Origin of the sequence: Amycolatopsis sp. NPDC098790 (assembly GCF_044759945.1) — a bacterium.
In the GTDB taxonomy this organism is placed as follows: domain Bacteria; phylum Actinomycetota; class Actinomycetes; order Mycobacteriales; family Pseudonocardiaceae; genus Amycolatopsis.
Genome location: NZ_JBIWAI010000005.1, coordinates 13172 through 26217 on the forward strand (window position 1 = coordinate 13172; position 13046 = coordinate 26217).

Consider the following 13046-nt stretch of genomic DNA (forward strand, 5'->3'; position numbering starts at 1 on the left):
GGAGCCCGGTCCCGCCGCCGCGTGAGCCGCCCACCCGGGCCGCCGTGGTCTGCTCGCCCCCATGGACATCCTGCTGGGCCTGCTGACCCTCCCGCTCTACGCGCTCGTGCTGTGGCCGCTGGTGGTCGCCTCGCGGCGCGTGCTCGGCGTGCGGGTCGGCGCCGTCCGCGCGCTGTGCGGGGCCGCGTTCGGCTGGCTCGTCGCGGGCGGCATCGGGCAGGCCTTCCCGCTTTCCCTGCTGCACAACGGCGGTGCGGCCGTCGGCCTGCTGATCCCGTTGGCGGGCAGCGCTTTCCTGGCGACGCTGATCTTCCTGTTCGTCGCCGAGCTGGCCCTGCCCGCCGGGTTCCGGCCGGGGGCGCTGCGCGCCAAGGTCCGGCGCGCCCGGCGGTACTCGCGGATCAGCCGGATCGCGATCAAGCACGGCCTCGGCCGCCCCATCGCCGGGCGCCGCGAACCCGGCGTCCGGCACGCCAAGCTCGCCCGCTCCCTGCGGCTCGCGCTCGAAGAGGGCGGCGTGACGTTCGTGAAGCTCGGCCAGCTGCTCTCGACGCGCGCGGACCTGCTGCCGCCGGTGTTCGTCGACGAGCTCGCGAAGCTGCAGGACCGGGTCGCCCCCGCGAAGGCCGACGCCGTGCGGGCCGTGCTCACCGAAGAGCTCGGCGGCTCGCCCGACGACGTCTTCGCCGAGTTCGACCCGGAACCGCTCGCCGCCGCGTCGGTCGCGCAGGTCTACCGGGCCCGCCTGCGCAGCGGCGAGGACGTCGTGGTCAAGGTGCAGCGCCCCGGCGTGCGCGAACAGGCCGAACGCGACATCGACATCGTCCGCCGCGTCGCCGCGGCCCTGGAAGAACGCGCCGAGTGGGCACGCTCGCTCGGGGTCGCCGACCTCGCCGACGGGTTCGCCGACGCACTGGCCGAGGAGCTCGACTTCACCATCGAAGCCCGCAACATCGCCGCCGTGGCCGCCACTTCGTGCCCGGACGTCGCACTGCCCACCGTCCACAAAGCACTGTCCACCGAGCGCGTTCTGGTCATGTCCAAACTGGACGGAACGCCGCTGGAGAAGGCACCCGCGGCCGACCGCAAACGGCTAGCGCGGGCCCTCTTGCGGTGCCTGCTCGACCAAGTGCTGATCGGCGGCGTCTTCCACGCCGACCCGCACCCGGGCAACCTCATGCTGCTCGCCGACGGCCGTCTGGGGCTGCTCGACTTCGGCTCGGTCGGCCGCCTCGACGCCGGGTTGCGCGGCGGCCTGCAGAACCTCGTGCTGGCCCTCGACCGCGGCGACCCGGCGGCTCTGCGCGACGGTCTGCTGGAGATCGTCGACCGCACCGGCGACATCGACGAGCAGCGCCTCGACCGCGCGCTCGGCGCCCTCGTCGCCCGCCACTTCGGGCCCGGCCGCTCCCCCGGCCTCGACCTGTTCACCAGCCTGTTCCGGGTCGTCGCGGACTTCCGGCTGAGCGTGCCGCCGCCGGTCGCCGCGGTGTTCCGGGCGCTCGCCACCGTCGAGGGGACGCTTTCCGCGCTGGACCCCGGGTTCGACGTCCTGGCCGAGTCCCGCGCGTTCGCCGCCGAGCAGGTCGGCGCCCGGCTGCGGCCGGACTCGCTGCGCCACACCGCGCTCACCGAGGCCATGGCGCTGCTGCCCGTCCTGCGCCGCCTCCCGCGCCGCGTCGACCGCATCGGCGCCGCGCTGGAGGAGGGCAGGCTGTCGGTCAACGTCCGGCTGTTCTCCGACGAGCGCGACCGCGACGTCGTCACGACGCTCGTGCACGAGGTCCTGCTGGCGTTCGTCGGCGCGGCGACCGGGCTGATGGCCGTCCTGCTGCTGGCCGGCGACGGCGGCCCGCGCGTCGTCGCCGACCTGACGCTGCACCAGGTGTTCGGCTACAACCTGCTGGTGATCAGCGCGCTGGTGGGGCTGCGGCTGCTCTTCGTCGTCTTCCGGCGCTCCGGACGGCGGTCACGATCAGCCCGGTGACGGCGACGGCGACCAGCGCGAGCCCGCCGAGGATCCACCACCGCAGGGTGGTCAAAGTCCCGTCGGAGTACGGCGTTCCCGGCAAACCCGCGTCGGCGAAGGCGGTGACCGGGGTCAGCGGCTGCGGGGTGACGACCGTGCCGGTGGCCACCACGAATCCGGTGACGCCGGACAACGCCACCGGGCCGCCGAAGCGCGAGTCGTCGGAATTGCCGCGGTTGTCGCCCTCGACGAAGATCGTGCCCTCGGGCACCTTGGCGGAGAACTCGAAGAGACCTTCGTAGCCGGGGGTGATGTAGGGCTCGGTGATCGCCTTGCCGTTGACCGAAAGGTGCTCGTCGGTGCAGCAGGCGACCGTGTCCCCGGCCACGCCGACCACGCGGACGACGCTGATGCCGGCGCGGCTCTGATCGGCGTACGCGCTCGAGTCGATGGCGACGACGTCCCCGCGGTGCACTTCGGCGTCGGGAGCCCGGCGCACGACGATCCGGTCGCCGGGCTTCAGCGTGGGACTCATGCTCGCACCCGGGATCGAGTAGGCCTCGTACCCCAGCATGATCCGGCCGAAGCCGTACCCACCGGCGCCGAAACCGAGCACCGCGACGGCGATCAGCACCAGCACCGCGCGCAGGCTCGAGCGCGGTTTCGCCGGCTCGGGCGGCGCCGGCGGGAAAGACAGCTCGGTCACGAAGACGCGCCTTCCCTGACGAAGAACGAGTAGTAGCGCTCGGTCTTGTACCCGCCGTCGCGGTAGCGGTGCGACACCGTCAGCGAGTAGTACCCGGCCTCACTCGGCGTCCACGTCAGCGTCGCCGTGCCGTCCGGACCCGCCGCGACCGTGCCGCTCTCGTCCCCGGAAGGGCCCGAGAAGGTGTAGTCGTAGCTCGCCGCCGAGTCCGACGCCGTCGAGAAGCGGAACGTCCCCGGCACGCCCGGTCCCCCGCCGAACTCGCCGTCCGGGTAGTCGTCAGAGGCGATGACCGGCTGGGTGAACACGTCGAAGTCGTACGTCTGCCGAGTCGACGACGTCCCGGCGGCGTCCCGCGTCCAGGCCGTGAGCCGGTAGTCGTCGTAGCCCGGCGGTGTCCATTCGAAGGAAGCCCGGCCGTCCGGGCCGACCGGCAACGTCAGTTCGCCGCCGCCCAGCGAGTAGACGAACTCGACCGCGCCCGGCTGGTGGGCCTCCAGGGTGAACCGGCCCGGGTGCCCGGCCGTGGTGCCGTTCTCCGGGAACTCCGCCGAGGTGATCCCCGGCTCGTCGTGGACGTAGACCGAGCCCCAGCCCGGGTCGGTGGTGATCCCGCTCGCCGTGATCGCCCGGGCCTGGACCGTCTTCCAGCCACCGGTCGTCGGGGTCCAGGTGATCGTGGCGGTGCCGTCGGCGCCGGCCGCGACGGTGTGCGGACCGTCGGAGTCGATCGAGTACTGGTACTTCGCGACCCCCGTCAGCTTGCTGCTGAACACCGCCCGGGCGGCCTCACCGGGGTGGGCGCCCCCGGTCACCGTCACGGTGGGCGCGGCGCCGTCGATGCTCAGGTACACCGACCGTTCGAGGGTCGGCGCGGCCGTGCCGCTGTGGCTGCGGATCCGCAGCTGGATGTAGTCGGTGCGGTCGGGCGTCCAGGTGATGGTCGCCGTGCCGTCCGGGCCGGCCGGCACCGACCGGAACTCGGTCGGCGAACCGCCGTTGAGGACGAACGCGTAGTCGTACGAGGTGACCCCGGCCGCGCGCGGCGCGAAGGTCATCGTCCGCGGCTCGCCGAGCAGGAGCAGGCCGTCCGCGCCGGTCACCGTCGGCATGTCGTCGACCTGGAAGTGGTAGCCCCGCTCCGCTCCGACGTAGCCCGACGCGGTCTTGGCCCGCACGTACACGTCGTGGAACCCGCCGCTCTGGGGGGTGATGGTCGCGGCACCCTTGTGGTCGTCACCCGCGGGCACGGTCAGGGTCGGGCCGTCGTCGAGCCGGTACTGGTACTCGACGACGTCCTCCAGCGTCATCGGGGAAAAGTTGAAGACACCCGGGATCCCGACGCCGCCGTCGAGGTTGGTCCACCCCTGCGGGTACTGCACCGACCAGATGTCGGGCCGCGACTCGTTGACGTAGAAGCCGGTCGACAGCGACTGCGAGCGGTTGCCCGCGCGGTCGATCGCGTAGGCGTAGAGGTAGTTCCAGCCCGAATCCGAAGGGGCCCAGGTGACCGTCACGGGACCGCCCGGGTGTTCCGGCGCGACCGTCTTCGGGTCCATCCAGCCGCCGGTCGAGATCGCGTACTCGTAGCCGACGACGTCGGCGGACCCTCCTGTGTCGAAGGTGAAGTGCCCCGGCAGGCCGACGTCACCCTGCGCGCCGGGCACGTCCGTGCGGTAGACGTCGGAGGTGACGGTCGGCGCGTTCGGCACGACGCGGTCGACGGTGAAGTAGCAGGTGGTGCTCCACGGCGAGACGTCCGTGCCGTCGTCGCCCCTGGCGTGCCAGGCGTAGGTCGTGCCCTCGGTGAGTTCCTCGCTCTTCACCAGCACCGAGCCCGAACCGCCGGAGTAGACCGGGGCGTCCAGCTGCCGTTTCGCGGCCGGCTGGTCCACCGGCCACAGCTCGTAACGCGCGGTCAGCTCGTCGCCCTCGTCGGGATCGGTGAAGTGACCGGACATGACGACGGACGGGGTGAAGTCGCGGTAGTTCGGGTTGAGGTAGCGGCCCGGCGAGTCGGGGGTGCAGGCGACGTCGTTGTTCTCGAGGGCCGTCGGGGCGGCGGGCGCACCGTTGTAGCCGACCTGCAGGGCCACCCCGTCGGCGAAGTCGCGGGCGTAGCGCGGGTCGAACTCCTGCCCGGCCGGGACGCGTAGCTCGAGCGTCAGCTGGGTGTCACCCCGCCCGGCCGCCGCGGTCAGCGCCGCGGTGACGTCGAACCGGGCGTCCGCGACGGCGCAGCCCGAAGCCGGCTTTCCCGCGGTGGCCAGGCGTTCCAGCTCCGCGGGCGGCTTCAGCCACGACGAGCGCGAAGTGAACGGCGCGGTGCGCCACAGTTCGAGCGACCGGTGCGCGCAGTCGGCCGCGCGGGTTTCCTCGGCCGCGACCACGGCCGACACGACGTGCGTTCCCTTGAACCGGGCGACGTCGAAGGTGAAGAACGACCGGGCGGCCTTCGCGCCGCGCGGGGTGGTCCCGACCGGGGCGGGCTCGGCGCCGCCCGGGTGGGCGGTCGTGGGCGTCGACGCTTCGACGTACCCCCAGGACGCCCGCGCGACAGCGGCGGACGGCACGAACCCGTCCGCGGCCGAAGCCGCCGGAGCGGTGAGGACGGAGATGGACCCGGCGACGAGGACAGCCGGAAGCAGGACAAATCTGCGCATACGTTCCCCCCATGACGATTGCACCGGTCTATCGACGGGGGCCGGGGAACGTTACAGCTCAGCCGGTGCGCGGCCCGTACATGATCACCGCGACGCCCGCGAGGCACAGCAGCGCGCCGAGGACGTCGTAGCGGTCCGGGCGGTAACCGTCCGCGACCATCCCCCACGCCAGCGAGCCGGCGACGAACACGCCGCCGTACGCGGCGAGGATGCGGCCGAAGTGGGCGTCCGGCTGGAGCGTCGCCACGAAGCCGTACACGCCGAGGGCCAGGATCCCGCCGCCGATCCACAGCCAGCCGCGGTGTTCGCGGACGCCCTGCCAGACCAGCCAGGCGCCGCCGATTTCGCAGACCGCCGCGGCGAGGAACAGGACGATCGAGCGCAGGACCACCCCGGGATACTAGCTGCGTGCCGTTCACGCTGAGTCACCCGGCCGCCGTGCTCCCGCTGGCGAGACGTCCTCTTGTCCCCTCCGCGCTCGTGGCCGGGTCGGTGGCGCCGGACGTCTTCTGGTTCGTGCCGCGGCTGCCCGGCGTCGGCCTGACGAAGACGCACGAGTTCGCGTCGGTCCTGTGGCTCGACCCGCTGCTGGCGCTCGTCCTGCTGGCGGTGTTCCACGTCTTGCTGAAGCGGCCCCTGCTGGCGCTGGCACCGAAGCCGCTGGCCGCGCGGCTCCCCCGCCACTTCACCTGGAAACGGCCGGGGTGGATCGCGCTGTCCCTGGTGCTCGGCGCCGCCACGCACGTCGGCTGGGACGCCTTCACCCACGAGAGCGGCGGGTTCGCGTTCCTGCGGATTCCGCTCGTCACCGGCGTCGACGTCGGCCGGCTGATCCAGCTGCTCAGCACGATCGCGGGCGCCGCGGTGCTCGCGTGGTGGCTCGTCCGCTGGTACCGCACGGCGCCGGCTCGGGAGGTCCCGCCCGGTACCCGCCACCGCAAGGCGGTCACGGCGTTCCTGACGGCCGGCGCACTGATCGGCGTCCTGGTGCAGGTGCTGCCGTTCCTGGCGCACCACGACCCGATGACCCGCGCCGGCGTGATCGGCAACGCGACCTACCTCGCGGTCACCGGCGCCGGCAGCGGGTTCCTGGCCACGCTCGTCCTGTACGCGCTGGCCTGGCACGCGCGGTATAGGTCGTTATACACAAAGCGGGCCACCTCGGAAGGTGACCCGCTCGACGTGCGAGGAATCAGACGGTGAAGCCGAGGGCGCGCAGCTGCTCGCGGCCATCCTCGGTGATCTTCTCCGGGCCCCACGGCGGCATCCAGACCCAGTTGATCCGGAAGTCCTTGACCAGGCCGCCGCTGGTGAGCGCGGCGTTCGTCTGGTCCTCGATGACGTCGGTCAGCGGGCAGGCCGCGGACGTCAGGGTCATGTCGAGGGTCGCCGTGTTGTCCGGCTCGACGCGGATGTCGTAGACCAGGCCGAGGTCGACGACGTTGATGCCGAGCTCGGGGTCGACGACGTCGCGCATGGCTTCCTCGACGTCCTCGATCTTGGCGAGGTCGAGGTCCTGCTTCGCGGTGGTCTCGGCGTCGAGGTCGGCGGCGGTCCGGCCCTCGCGAGCGTCGGTGGCGGTGTCTTCGGTCATGCCTTTTCAGCTCCACTGGTCGTCCGGGCGACGGCGTCCTTGAAAGCCATCCAGCCGAGGAGGGCGCACTTCACGCGGGCGGGGTACTTGGCGACGCCCGCGAAGGCGACCCCGTCCTCCAGCACGTCCTCGTCCGGCTCGACCTTTCCCTTGCCCTGCATCAGTTCCACGAAGGCGTCCATGGTGGTGAACGCCTCCTCGATCGTGTGGCCGACGACGAGATCCGTCAAGACCGACGTCGAGGCCTGGCTGATCGAGCAGCCCTGGCCGTCGTAGGAGACGTCGGCGACCTTGCCGTCGTCGACCTTGACCCGCAGCGTCACCTCGTCGCCGCAGGTCGGGTTGACCTGGAACGACTCGGCGTCGAACGGGTCGCGCAGGCCGCGCCCGTGCGGGTTCTTGTAGTGGTCCAGGATGATCTCCTGGTACATGCTCTCCAGGTTCACTGGGCCACCCCGAAGAACTTCTGCGCCTCGCGGATGCCCGCGACGAGCGCGTCCACTTCGGACAGCTCGTTGTAGAGGTAGAAGGACGCGCGCACAGTCGCCTGCGCGTTGCACGCGCGGTGCAGCGGCCACGCGCAGTGGTGGCCGACGCGGACGGCGATGCCGAGGCTGTCGAGCACCTGGCCGGCGTCGTGCGGGTGCACGCCGTCGATCACGAACGACACGGTCGCGCCGCGGTCGGCCAGGTCGGTCGGCCCGACGATCCGGACGCCCGGGATCGCTCCGATGCCTTCGAGGGCCGCGGCGGCGAGCTCGTGCTCGTGCGCGGCGACCCGGTCCATGCCGATGGCCGAGAGGTAGTCGACGGCCGCGCCGAGGCCGATGGCCTGCGACGTCATCGGGACACCCGCCTCGAACCGCTGCGGCGGCGGCGCGAAGGTCGAGCCCTCCATGCGGACCATCTCGATCATCGACCCGCCGGTGAGGAACGGCGGCATCGCCTCGAGCAGCTCGGTGCGGCCGTAAAGGACACCGATGCCGGACGGGCCGAGCATCTTGTGCCCGGAGAACACCGCGAAGTCGACACCCAGGGCGTGGAAGTCGACCGAGAAGTGGGGCACCGACTGGCAGGCGTCGAGGACGGTCAGCGCACCGACCGCCTTCGCCTTCTCGACCAGGAACGACACCGGGTTGACCGTGCCGAGCACGTTGGACTGGTGCGCGAACGCGACCACCTTCGTGCGCTCGGTGATCAGTTCGTCCACATCGGACAGGTCGAGCCGGCCCTCCGGCGTGACCTTGAACCACTTCAGCGTCGCCCCGGTGCGCTGGCACAGCTGCTGCCACGGCACGAGGTTCGCGTGGTGCTCCATCTCGGTGATGACGATCTCGTCACCCGGGCCGACGACGAAGCGCGAAGCCTCGGGACCGGCGGTGGCCGCGTTGCTGAACGAGTACGCGACGAGGTTGATGCCCTCGGTCGCGTTCTTGGTGAACACCAGCTCTTCGGGGTCGGCGCCGACGAACTCGGCGATCTTCGCCCGGGCGGATTCGTAAGCGTCCGTCGCCTCTTCCGACAACTGGTGCGCACCGCGGTGCACGGCGGCGTTCGACGTGAAGACGTAGTCGCGTTCGGCGTCGAACACCTGGTGCGGCCGTTGCGACGTCGCTCCGGAGTCCAGGTACACCAAGGGTTTCCCGTCGCGGACGGTGCGCGACAGGATGGGGAAGTCGGCCCTCAGGGCCGCCACGTCCAGTGGCAAAGAGCTGGCCGAGGTGGTGGTCATCGGGCCGACTCCTCTCGTTCTCGGTGTAGTGCAGGCGAAAATCAGATAGCGGCGGGCTCGGGCTTGCCGACGTACTTGACGTACCCGTTCTCTTCCAGCTCGTCGGCCAGTTCCTTGCCGCCCGACTCGACGATCTTGCCGCCGGCGAAGACGTGCACGAAGTCCGGCGTGATGTGGCGCAGGATCCGGGTGTAGTGCGTGATCAGCATGACGCCGACCTCGCTCGAAGCCTTGTACGCGTTGACGCCCTCGGAGACGACGCGCAGGGCGTCGACGTCGAGGCCGGAGTCGGTCTCGTCGAGGATGGCGAACTTCGGCTTGAGCAGCGCCAGCTGCAGGATCTCGTGGCGCTTCTTCTCGCCGCCGGAGAAGCCCTCGTTGACCGAGCGCTCGGCGAACTCCTGCGAGATCTCGAGCTTGCCCATCTCCTCCTTGACCTCCTTGACCCAGTGGCGCAGCTTGGGGGCCTCGCCACGGACCGCGGTGGCCGCGGTGCGGAGGAAGTTGGACATGGACACGCCGGGCACCTCGACCGGGTACTGCATGGCCAGGAAGAGACCGGCGCGGGCGCGCTCGTCGACGCTCATCTCGAGGACGTTCTCGCCGTCGAGGAGCACCTCACCCGAGGTGACTTCGTACTTCGGGTGCCCGGCGATCGCGTAGGACAGGGTGGACTTGCCGGAGCCGTTGGGGCCCATGATCGCGTGCGTCTCGCCCGACTTGATGGTCAGGTTGACGCCCTTGAGGATCTCCTTGGCGCCCTCGTCGGTCGTGACCGAGGCGTGGAGGTCCTTGATTTCCAGGGTAGCCATTTCTTCGTTTCCTAAGTCAGAGAGGGCGGTCAGGCGCCGACGGCTTCGAGTTCGGCTTCGATCGCGGCTTCGAGGCGCTCGCGCACCTCGGGGACGTCGATCTTCACCAGGATCTCGTGGAAGAACCCGCGCACGACCAAGCGCCGCGCGGCTTCTTCGGCGATCCCGCGCGACTGCAGGTAGAACAACTGCTCGTCGTCGAACCTTCCCGTCGCGCTCGCGTGGCCGGCGCCTTCGATCTCGCCGGTCTCGATCTCGAGGTTCGGCACCGAGTCCGCACGCGCACCCGGCGTCAGCACCAGGTTGCGGTTGAGCTCGTAGGTGTCGGTGGCCTCGGCCGCGGCGCGGATCAGGACGTCGCCGATCCAGACCGCGTGGGCGTCGTCGCCCTGCAGCGCGCCCTTGTACATCACGCGCGACTTGCAGTTCGGCACCGCGTGGTCGACGAACAGCCGGTGCTCCTGGTGCTGGCCCTTGTCCGCGAAGTAGACGCCGAGCATCTCGACGTCGCCGCCCTTGTCGGCGAAGGTCGCCGTCGGCGAGACGCGGACCAGGTCACCGCCGAGGGTGATGACCGTGTGCCGCAGCGCGGCGTCGCGGCCGAGCTTCAGGTGCTGCTCGGAGACGTGCACCGCGTCGTCGGCCCAGTCCTGGACGCTGACCACGGTGACCTTGGCGCCGTCGCCGATGACGAACTCGACGTTGTCGGCGTAGGTGCCGGAGCCGACGTGGTCGAGCACGATGACGGCTTCGGCGAACGCCTCGGCGCGGACCTGCAGGTGCCCGTAGGCGACCTGGCCCTCGCCCGGGCCGTGGATCCGCAGCACGGACGGCTTCGACGCCTTCGTCTCCTTCGGCACCGTCACGACGGTGGCCTTGGTGAACGCCGAGTACGCCTGCGCGGCGATCCGGTCGCTCGGCACGCCGGCGGCACCCAGCCGCTCGTCGTCCCGGCCGACCGACTCGATCTTCAGCTCGGGCGCGGCCTCGGCTTCGAGGGTGATCTCGCCGGTGGCGGTCGCGCTGCCGTCGTGCAGGCCGCGCAGCCGCTTCATCGGCGTGAAGCGCCAGTTCTCCTCACGACCACCCGGGACCTCGAAGGCCTCGACGTCGTAGGAGGTGAAGCGCTCCGCGCGGGAGGCCGCCGGAATGACGGCCCCCTCGCGAAGAGCTTCGGAAACGTTGTTCTCGGTAACCGACATGACTAGCCGACGGACCCTTCCATCTGGAGCTCGATCAGGCGGTTCAGCTCGAGCGCGTACTCCATCGGCAGCTCACGGGCGATCGGCTCGACGAAGCCGCGCACGATCATCGCCATCGCCTCGGCCTCGTCGAGACCGCGCGACATCAGGTAGAACAGCTGGTCTTCGCTGACCTTGGACACCGTGGCCTCGTGGCCCATGGACACCTCGTCGTTGCGGATGTCCACGTACGGGTACGTGTCCGAGCGCGAGATCGTGTCCACCAGCAGCGCGTCGCAGACGACGCTGGAGCGCGAGTGGTGCGCCCGCTTCGCCACGCGGACCAGGCCGCGGTAGGAGGTGCGGCCGCCGCCGCGCGCCACCGACTTCGACACGATGGTCGAGGACGTGTGCGGCGCGAGGTGCTCCATCTTGGCGCCCGCGTCCTGGTGCTGGCCCTCGCCCGCGAACGCGACCGACAGGACCTCGCCCTTGGCGTGCTCGCCCATGAGGAACACCGACGGGTACTTCATCGTCACCTTGGAACCGATGTTGCCGTCGATCCATTCCATGGTCGCGCCCTCTTCGCACTTGGCGCGCTTGGTGACCAGGTTGTAGACGTTGTTCGACCAGTTCTGGATGGTCGTGTAGCGGCAGCGGGCGCCCTTCTTGACGATGATCTCCACGACCGCCGAGTGCAGCGAGTCGGACTGGTAGATCGGCGCCGTGCAGCCTTCGACGTAGTGCACGTACGCACCTTCGTCGACGATGATCAGGGTGCGCTCGAACTGGCCCATGTTCTCGGTGTTGATCCGGAAGTAGGCCTGCAGCGGGATCTCGACGTGCACGCCCTTCGGCACGTAGATGAACGAGCCGCCGGACCACACCGCCGTGTTCAGCGCGGAGAACTTGTTGTCACCGGCCGGGATCACCGAGCCGAAGTACTCCTGGAACAGCTCCGGGTGCTCCTTGAGCGCGGAGTCGGTGTCCAGGAACAGGACGCCCTGCTCCTCCAGGTCCTCGCGGATCTGGTGGTAGACGACCTCGGACTCGTACTGCGCGGCGACACCGGCGACGAGGCGCTGCTTCTCCGCCTCGGGGATGCCGAGCTTGTCGTACGTGTTCTTGATGTCCTCGGGCAGTTCCTCCCAGGAGGTGGCCTGCTTCTCCGTGGACCGCACGAAGTACTTGATGTTCTCGAAGTCGATCCCGGAGAGGTCGGCCCCCCAGTTGGGCATGGGCTTCTTCTCGAAGAGCTTGAGCGCCTTCAGTCGCGCTTCGCGCATCCACTCCGGCTCGGACTTCTTCGAGGAGATGTCGGTGACGACGTCCTCGTTCAGCCCGCGACGGGCGCTGGCGCCCGCCACGTCGGAGTCCGCCCAGCCGAACGCGTACTTGCCAAGGGACTCGATGGTCTCTTCCTGGCTCAGTGGCGCGGTGGTGGGAGTGCGCTGCTCGGCAGCGGCAGTCATGCGGGTTTCCCTCCATTCGGGATCCGTGCTGTGTGCCCCTCGGGGGACACCATTCTCGCCGGCTCGGGATGGGCCGGCCGACCCGCCGTGACGGGTACGTGGGTGGTGCACGCGGAGTCACCGCGTGCGATGGTCGCCAGCCGCTGGACGTGGGTGCCCAGCAGCTGCGCGAACGCCTCGGTCTCGGCCTCGCAGAGCTGCGGGAACTCCGCGGCCACGTGGGCGACCGGGCAGTGGTGCTGGCAGAGCTGTGCGCCCACGTTCTGGCCCGGTGCCTGCTTTTCGAGGGCACCAGCACCGACCTGACGGGTCGACGCAGCGTAGCCCTCCCTGGTCAGCGCGGTCGCCAGGGCCTCGGCGCGTGCCGCGGGATCACTCGATCCGGTGATCGCCGAGCGGTGCGGCCCGACCAGCTTCTCGATGCGGCGCTCGGCGAAGGCGCGGACGGCGTCTTCGCCGGCGTGCTCGGCGAGGAAGCGGATGGCCGACACGGCCAGGTCGTCGTAGGCGTGCCCGAACCGCGCGCGGCCGGGCTCGGTGAGCAGGAAGAGCTTCGCCGGACGACCCCGGCCCCGGGGTCCGCGGCGCGGCGCGTCCCGGGTCTCGGCCTCGCCGTCGGCGAGCAGCGCGTCGAGGTGCCGGCGGACGGCCGTCGGGCTGATCCCGAGCTGCTCGGCGACCACGACGGCGGTCATGGGACCCTGTTCCAGCAGCAGCCGCGCGACTTCGTGCCGGGTCTTGCCCTCGGCGCCGACCTGCGACGGGACGTGCGGAGCCGCGGCGCGGGGCATGTCGCCGCCCGCCTGGTCACCCGCCTCCGTCTTTTTCACAACACAAGTGTGTCTTATTTCCGGATGACCCGCAAAGGCGGGGTCCGCGGCAGTGACCCGACTCACTCCTCGGCGGCCCCGATACCC

The 13046-nt window shown here is 70.6% G+C and carries 12 protein-coding genes; 2 read left to right on the top strand and 10 right to left on the bottom strand.

Going from position 1 to position 13046, the window contains the following annotated elements; all coding sequences use genetic code 11:
- Positions 1 to 61: 61 nt before the first annotated feature.
- Entirely contained in the window at positions 62 to 1987 is a 1926-nt protein-coding gene (locus tag ACIQWX_RS33665) for an ABC1 kinase family protein (RefSeq protein WP_400879895.1), read from the top strand.
- Here the strand turns inward: ACIQWX_RS33665 and lepB are convergent.
- From lepB to ACIQWX_RS33680, 3 genes are read right to left on the bottom strand one after another with little or no spacing between them, the layout of a single operon-like run.
- Positions 1911 to 2675, bottom strand: coding sequence for a signal peptidase I (lepB, locus tag ACIQWX_RS33670; RefSeq protein WP_400879898.1), 765 nt, complete (start codon positions 2673 to 2675; stop codon positions 1911 to 1913). The genes ACIQWX_RS33665 and lepB overlap by 77 nt on opposite strands.
- Entirely contained in the window at positions 2672 to 5338 is a 2667-nt protein-coding gene (locus tag ACIQWX_RS33675; RefSeq protein ID WP_400879901.1) for a hypothetical protein, read from the bottom strand. Before ACIQWX_RS33675 ends, lepB begins: the two co-directional genes overlap by 4 nt.
- A gap of 58 nt (positions 5339 to 5396) precedes the next feature.
- Positions 5397 to 5729, bottom strand: a complete 333-nt coding sequence (locus ACIQWX_RS33680) for a YnfA family protein (RefSeq protein ID WP_400879904.1) — start codon at positions 5727 to 5729, stop codon at positions 5397 to 5399.
- A 17-nt stretch (positions 5730 to 5746) separates the two neighbouring features.
- Here ACIQWX_RS33680 and ACIQWX_RS33685 point away from each other — a divergent pair, with 17 nt between their 5' ends.
- A complete protein-coding gene (locus ACIQWX_RS33685) occupies positions 5747 to 6541 on the top strand; it encodes a DUF4184 family protein (RefSeq protein ID WP_400879907.1) in 795 nt (264 codons plus the stop codon).
- On the opposite strand, the gene ACIQWX_RS33690 is transcribed toward ACIQWX_RS33685, so the two are convergent.
- From ACIQWX_RS33690 to ACIQWX_RS33720, 7 genes are read right to left on the bottom strand one after another with little or no spacing between them, the layout of a single operon-like run.
- Positions 6531 to 6932, bottom strand: coding sequence for a metal-sulfur cluster assembly factor (locus tag ACIQWX_RS33690; RefSeq protein ID WP_086677997.1), 402 nt, complete (start codon positions 6930 to 6932; stop codon positions 6531 to 6533). The genes ACIQWX_RS33685 and ACIQWX_RS33690 overlap by 11 nt on opposite strands.
- Positions 6929 to 7378 (bottom strand): Fe-S cluster assembly sulfur transfer protein SufU, encoded by a 450-nt coding sequence (gene sufU, locus ACIQWX_RS33695; RefSeq protein ID WP_364446784.1) that lies wholly within the window; start codon positions 7376 to 7378, stop codon positions 6929 to 6931. Before sufU ends, ACIQWX_RS33690 begins: the two co-directional genes overlap by 4 nt.
- The gene (locus ACIQWX_RS33700; RefSeq protein WP_400879912.1) at positions 7375 to 8664 is read right to left on the bottom strand and encodes a cysteine desulfurase; all 1290 of its coding nucleotides are present in this window, start codon (positions 8662 to 8664) and stop codon (positions 7375 to 7377) included. The genes sufU and ACIQWX_RS33700 overlap by 4 nt, the downstream gene beginning before the upstream one ends.
- A 41-nt stretch (positions 8665 to 8705) precedes the next feature.
- Positions 8706 to 9476, bottom strand: coding sequence for a Fe-S cluster assembly ATPase SufC (gene sufC / locus ACIQWX_RS33705; RefSeq protein ID WP_400879915.1), 771 nt, complete (start codon positions 9474 to 9476; stop codon positions 8706 to 8708).
- 29 nt (positions 9477 to 9505) lie between these two features.
- The gene (sufD, locus tag ACIQWX_RS33710) at positions 9506 to 10678 is read right to left on the bottom strand and encodes a Fe-S cluster assembly protein SufD (RefSeq protein WP_400879917.1); all 1173 of its coding nucleotides are present in this window, start codon (positions 10676 to 10678) and stop codon (positions 9506 to 9508) included.
- A gap of 2 nt (positions 10679 to 10680) precedes the next feature.
- Positions 10681 to 12129, bottom strand: coding sequence for a Fe-S cluster assembly protein SufB (gene sufB, locus ACIQWX_RS33715; protein WP_400879920.1), 1449 nt, complete (start codon positions 12127 to 12129; stop codon positions 10681 to 10683).
- Positions 12126 to 12920, bottom strand: coding sequence for a helix-turn-helix transcriptional regulator (locus ACIQWX_RS33720; RefSeq protein ID WP_400881416.1), 795 nt, complete (start codon positions 12918 to 12920; stop codon positions 12126 to 12128). The genes sufB and ACIQWX_RS33720 overlap by 4 nt, the downstream gene beginning before the upstream one ends.
- Between the last annotated feature and the right edge of the window lie 126 nt (positions 12921 to 13046).